The organism is Elstera litoralis (assembly GCF_000963705.1).
Classification (GTDB): domain Bacteria; phylum Pseudomonadota; class Alphaproteobacteria; order Elsterales; family Elsteraceae; genus Elstera; species Elstera litoralis.
Genome location: NZ_LAJY01000429.1, coordinates 1 through 5146, shown reverse-complemented (window position 1 = coordinate 5146; position 5146 = coordinate 1). Strand labels below are relative to the sequence as shown.

Below are 5146 nucleotides of genomic sequence, written 5' to 3'. Positions count from 1 at the left end.
GGCGCGACCGGCGCCGGTTGCGGTGTGACGGACCCGCCGGCGGCGCGGTAAGGGTTTGCAGGTTCTTTTGAATCTCCAGCAAGGCTTCGCCCTGGCGGCGCAATTGATCCGCCTCACGAACCGCCTGTTCTGCTGGGTCGCGCGGCACGACGATCGAGACGATATCGGCCCCGCGCAGGATCAGCGGATAGGTTTTCGCCTGGGCCAACCATTCCGGCGGCGGCGCGTTCTTATTCATCAGTTGCGCGCCGAGGAAATAGGCGACCGCGATCAGCAGCGCGCCGCGCGCCAGACCGAAGACGAAGCCCAAGGACCGATCCAGCGCATTCAGGCTGGTGTCCTTAATCATATTCGCCACCGCGCCGCTGACGATGGACAGGATAATCAGCGCGATCAGGAAGATAACGACCCAGGAGCCGTATTTAGCGATCACCTCCATGCCGATCAGGTCCATCGCCAGCCCCATCGTGAGGGGCTGTACCTGCATGGCGATGAAGGCCGCGCCGATCCAGGCGGCGATACCCAAGGCTTCCCGCACGAAACCGCGCAGGAAGGCCAGCACCCCCGAAATCAGCACCACGATCACGACCGCGATGTCGGTCATATGAAAGCCGCCGTCCATTCTGTTCCTCTCGGTCCCGGTTTTGGTCCCGTTTTCACGCGCTAAACTATTCAGGCAGCTTGCGCCGCCAACTACTTTCATCCGGCGGGGCGAGGCGCTCCACCAGATCGGCCAGCCGGTCAACCTCGGTCAACTCCAGCCCAAGCCCGCCGTTCGTGGCCCCGGACCGGCGCGCCGGGATCAAAGCCCGTCCGAAGCCCAAGCGCAAGGCTTCCTTCAGCCTGGCGTCGGTTTGGCCGACCTGTCGAACCTCACCGCCGAGCCCGACTTCGCCGAACACCACCATGTCGGACGGCACCGGCTCCCCGGAATAGGCGGAAACCAGGGCGGCGGCAACGGCGAGATCGGCGGCGGGTTCGGAAATCCGCAAACCGCCCGCGACATTCAGATAAACATCCTGCGCGCCGATGCTGAGGCCGCAGCGCGCATCCAGCACCGCCATCACCATTGCCAGCCGCCCGCTGTCCCAACCGACGACCGCGCGGCGCGGCGTACCGAAGCTGGTGGGGGCGACGAGGGCCTGGATTTCCACCAGCACGGGGCGCGTGCCCTCCATTCCGGCGAAAACGGCTGCGCCCGACACATCGTCGCGCCGTTCGGCCAGGAACAGGGCGGAGGGATTGGGAACTTCCTTCAGCCCCTTATCGGTCATCTCGAACACGCCGATTTCATCGGTTGGCCCAAAACGGTTTTTTACTGCGCGTAGGATGCGGAACTGATGACCACGTTCGCCTTCAAAATAGAGAACCGTATCGACCATATGTTCCAACACGCGCGGCCCGGCAATCGCGCCTTCCTTGGTGACGTGTCCGACGAGGATAAGGGCGAAACCGCGCTTTTTTGCGGCACGAATCAGCTCTTGGGCGCAGGCACGCACTTGGCCGACCGTGCCGGGGGCGCTATCGAGGGCATCGAGATACATGGTCTGGATCGAATCGATCACGACGATATCGGGCGGATTCTCGCCCTCCAGCGCCGGGAGGATATCGCGCAAGGCGGTGGCCGAGGCCAAGGCAACGGGGGCTGAGGCAATGCCAAGGCGGGCAGCGCGCAGGCGCACCTGATCTACCGCCTCTTCGCCGGAGATATAGGCGCAGCGGCTGCCGGTTTCGGCAAGGCGGGCGACGACTTGGGTTAGCAGCGTGGATTTGCCGATGCCGGGATCGCCGCCGATGAGAATGGCTGAGCCGGGCACGATGCCGCCGCCCGTCACCCGGTCCAACTCATCGATGCCCGAGGGGCGGCGCGGTGCGGGTGTGGACAGGCCGCCGAGGTCGACGAACGTCAGCCCAGAACTACGCGACCGTTGCACCGCCGCGCCCTTTTTTTCCGCCGACCGAGGGCGGGGCGGCCTCTTCGACCAGGGTATTCCACTCGCCGCAGGCCGTGCATTGGCCCTGCCATTTGGCGTAAAAAGCTCCACAGGCTTGGCAAACGAACTGGCTATTGCCTCGGGCCATCAAGCGCTCCGCACTTGCAGCGGAATCGGCCCTTCGGTTCGCCCGTGAATGAACTGATCGACGTAAGGATTGCCGGAGGTTTCAAGCGCGTCAATCGGCCCCGACCAGATGAATTTGCCCTCGTAGATCATCGCCACTTGATCGGCGATATGCCGCACGCTGGTCATATCATGGGTGATAGATACGGCGGTCGCGCCCAGATCGGCGACGCATTGGCGGATGAGATCGTTGATAACCCCCGCCATGATCGGGTCGAGCCCAGTCGTCGGCTCATCGAAAAACAGAATCTCCGGCTCGCGGGCGATGGCGCGGGCCAGGCCGACGCGCTTCTGCATGCCGCCGGATAGTTCCGCCGGAAACAGGTCCGCCACGTCTGGCCCAAGGCCAACTTGGCCGAGCTTTTTGATGGCGATGGGTTTTGCCTCTCGCGCAGGCATCCGCTCGCCCTTCATCAGCCCGAAGGCGACATTCTCCCAGACACTCAGACTATCGAACAGCGCGCCGCCCTGAAAAAGCATACCGATCTTCTGGCGGATATCCCGGCGCGATTGGGCACCCTCTTTCAGAATATTGACGCCATCAATCTCGATGGCCCCGGCGTCGGGCTGGATGAGCCCCAGAATGCACTTAAGCAGAACCGATTTGCCCGTCCCCGAGCCGCCGATGATGACAGTGCTCTGACCTTTGGGAATCACGAGGTCCGCACCGCGCAAGACATGCTTGTGGCCGAAGCTCTTGGTGACATTGCGGAGGGCGATTTTCGCGGGGGGGTGCCCCGAACTCAATGCGGCGCTCATTTTGCGAAAAACGCCTCCGTCAACAGATAATCGAACACGAGGATAAGAATGGAGGACGAGACGACAGCGTTCGTCGTCGCTTGCCCCACGCCCTGCGCCCCGCGCCCGGAATTGAACCCGTGGTAGCAGCCCATCAGTGTGACGGTGAAGCCAAAGACGGCGGCTTTCACCATGCCCGACAGAACATCATCGAAGCTGAGGAAATTCACTGTCGATTGAATATAAGCGGCTCCGTTGAAGCCAAGCTTATTCTCGCCGATCAGCCAGCCGCCCATGACGCCGATAATGTCGCCAATCGCCACCAGCGGTGGCAGCGCCAGCGTTCCCGCCAGCAGGCGCGGCGCAACGAGATATTTCATCGGCGGGGTCGAGAGCGTGTCGAGCGCGTCAATCTGTTCGGTCACGCGCATCGTGCCAAGCTCGGCGGCCATCGCCGCCCCGACGCGGCCCGCGACCATCAACCCGGCCATGACCGGCCCCAATTCGCGCGTGATCGCTAGCACAACGAGGTTCGAGATTGTGCTCTCGGCATTGAACTGGGAGAAGCCGGTATAGGCCTGGAGCGCCAGCACCATGCCGGTAAAAAGCGTGGTTAATCCCACGACCGGCAGTGAAAAATAAGCGATGTCAATGAATTGCCGCAAGAACTGTCGGCCATAGAAGGGCGGACGCACCCAATGGCTCACAGCTTCCAGGGCAAACAGCGTAATCCGTCCGCTTGTCGCAAAAAACGCAAGGGCGAACCGACCCAGGGGGCTAAGCAGCGGCATACGTTAGGTTCCATAGCGGCGCGCGGCGCGCCGTCCGATACTGGTGAGAATTTCATACCCCAGCGTACCGCCATCGGTACCGCCCTGGTCTATATCGCGCTGTGGGCCGAGAATGTCTACCTCCGCGCCGGGAATCGCGGCGGCGACGCCGGTCACGTCCAGCGTAATCAAATCCATCGACACGCGCCCGACCACCGGGACCGGCTGTCCGCCCAGATGAAAAATCGCGCCTTCGGTCACGCGCGGCACGCCGTCGGCATAACCATAGGGCACCGTTGCGATCCGGCTTGGGGCTTTCGAGACCCAACGCGCGCCATAACCGACCGGGCGGCCCGCCGGAATGTCGCGGATTTGCAGAATCGGCGTCGAAAGGCGCACGACCGCCGTCATCGGGTTCGGTTGACCCGGCGTTGGATTGCCACCATAGAGGGCATAGCCGGGGCGCAGCAGATCGAAATGGGCATCGGCCCCGAGGAAAATCCCGGAGGAGGCGGCGAGGCTTCCCGGAACCCCCGGCAGCTGCCGTAGGGCCGCGCCGAACTGGTCGATCTGCTGACGGTTCAGCGGATGATCCGGCGCATCGGCGCAGGCGAAATGGCTCATCAGCAGCGTGAACGGGCGGCGACGCAGATCGGGCAGCACGGCGTCGAACTCGGCGGCTTCCAGCCCCAGGCGGCTCATGCCGGTATCGATTTGCAGAATGGCGGGCGCGTCGGCGGGCCAATCGGCGAGCTGCGCCGGGCTGTTGAGAACCGGGATAAGGTTATGGGCGACAAACTCCGCCTGTTCGCCTGCGAAAAGCCCATTGAGCACGCCGATGCTGGGGTGCTTATCGGGGAACCGCGTCGCAAGACCCGCCCGCAAACTAATGGCTTCGGCAAGATGGGCGACGAAGAACTGCGTGCAGCCCGCGGCCAGCAGCGCTGCGGCAACCTCGACCGCGCCCAGGCCATAGCCATCGGCCTTCACCACCGCCGCACAGTTCCCGTGGGCGGCTTGGCCAGCGAGGTGCCGCCAGTTGCGGACAAGGGCGGTAAGATCGATCGTAAGAAGCGTCGCAGGGGTGGGCATTCGGGCCGCCAAGTGGGATTTTTCGGCAGCCTAACATCGGCGTGCCCGAAAGCAAGATCGCTGTGCTGCGACGCCCGCGTGTTTCCGCCCCGGCGCGGTATTTTTACGCGGAGTGATCGGCCTTGAACCAATCGATATTCCGCTGCCAGCACTCGGCGGTTGTCTGGGGCTCGGTTGAGAGCAATTTTTGCGCCTTACTCAGATCCAGATTTTTCATCCGCAGCGCCATTTCGGTCTTGGTTGCGTCTGGGTCGGGGGCGGAGGAGCGAATAGGATTTTCCCGCGCCCAAATCGCGGCGGTTTCATTCATCATTGCATTGGCCTCTCTGATTGTGGGGGCCTTCGACCCGTCAGAGAAGCGTTCGACGGTCAGGCCTTCGACATTCGCTTCAATCCAATCGGCAGCCTGCTTCGGGCTGCGCGTTG

Annotated in this window: 5 protein-coding genes and 1 pseudogene; all 6 read right to left on the bottom strand. The window is 63.1% G+C overall.

Annotated elements, in window-relative coordinates:
* Nucleotides 1-604, bottom strand: a 604-nt coding sequence (locus tag VZ95_RS15105; RefSeq protein WP_198148332.1) for a CvpA family protein, incomplete at its 3' end; no start/stop codon positions are given.
* A 64-nt stretch (nt 605-668) separates the two neighbouring features.
* Nucleotides 669-2082: pseudogene (gene radA, locus VZ95_RS15100) on the bottom strand (DNA repair protein RadA).
* Complete coding sequence (locus tag VZ95_RS15095; protein WP_045776593.1) at nt 2082-2879, bottom strand: ABC transporter ATP-binding protein; 798 nt, start codon at nt 2877-2879, stop codon at nt 2082-2084. Before VZ95_RS15095 ends, radA begins: the two are co-directional and overlap by 1 nt.
* Nucleotides 2876-3649 (bottom strand): MlaE family ABC transporter permease, encoded by a 774-nt coding sequence (locus VZ95_RS15090; protein WP_045776592.1) that lies wholly within the window; start codon nt 3647-3649, stop codon nt 2876-2878. Before VZ95_RS15090 ends, VZ95_RS15095 begins: the two co-directional genes overlap by 4 nt.
* 3 nt (nt 3650-3652) lie before the next feature.
* On the bottom strand, nt 3653-4720 hold the full coding sequence (gene alr, locus VZ95_RS15085) for an alanine racemase (protein WP_045776591.1): 1068 nt from the start codon (nt 4718-4720) through the stop codon (nt 3653-3655).
* A gap of 103 nt (nt 4721-4823) precedes the next feature.
* A partial coding sequence (locus tag VZ95_RS25760) for a hypothetical protein (RefSeq protein WP_045776590.1) occupies nt 4824-5146 on the bottom strand: 323 nt, incomplete at its 5' end.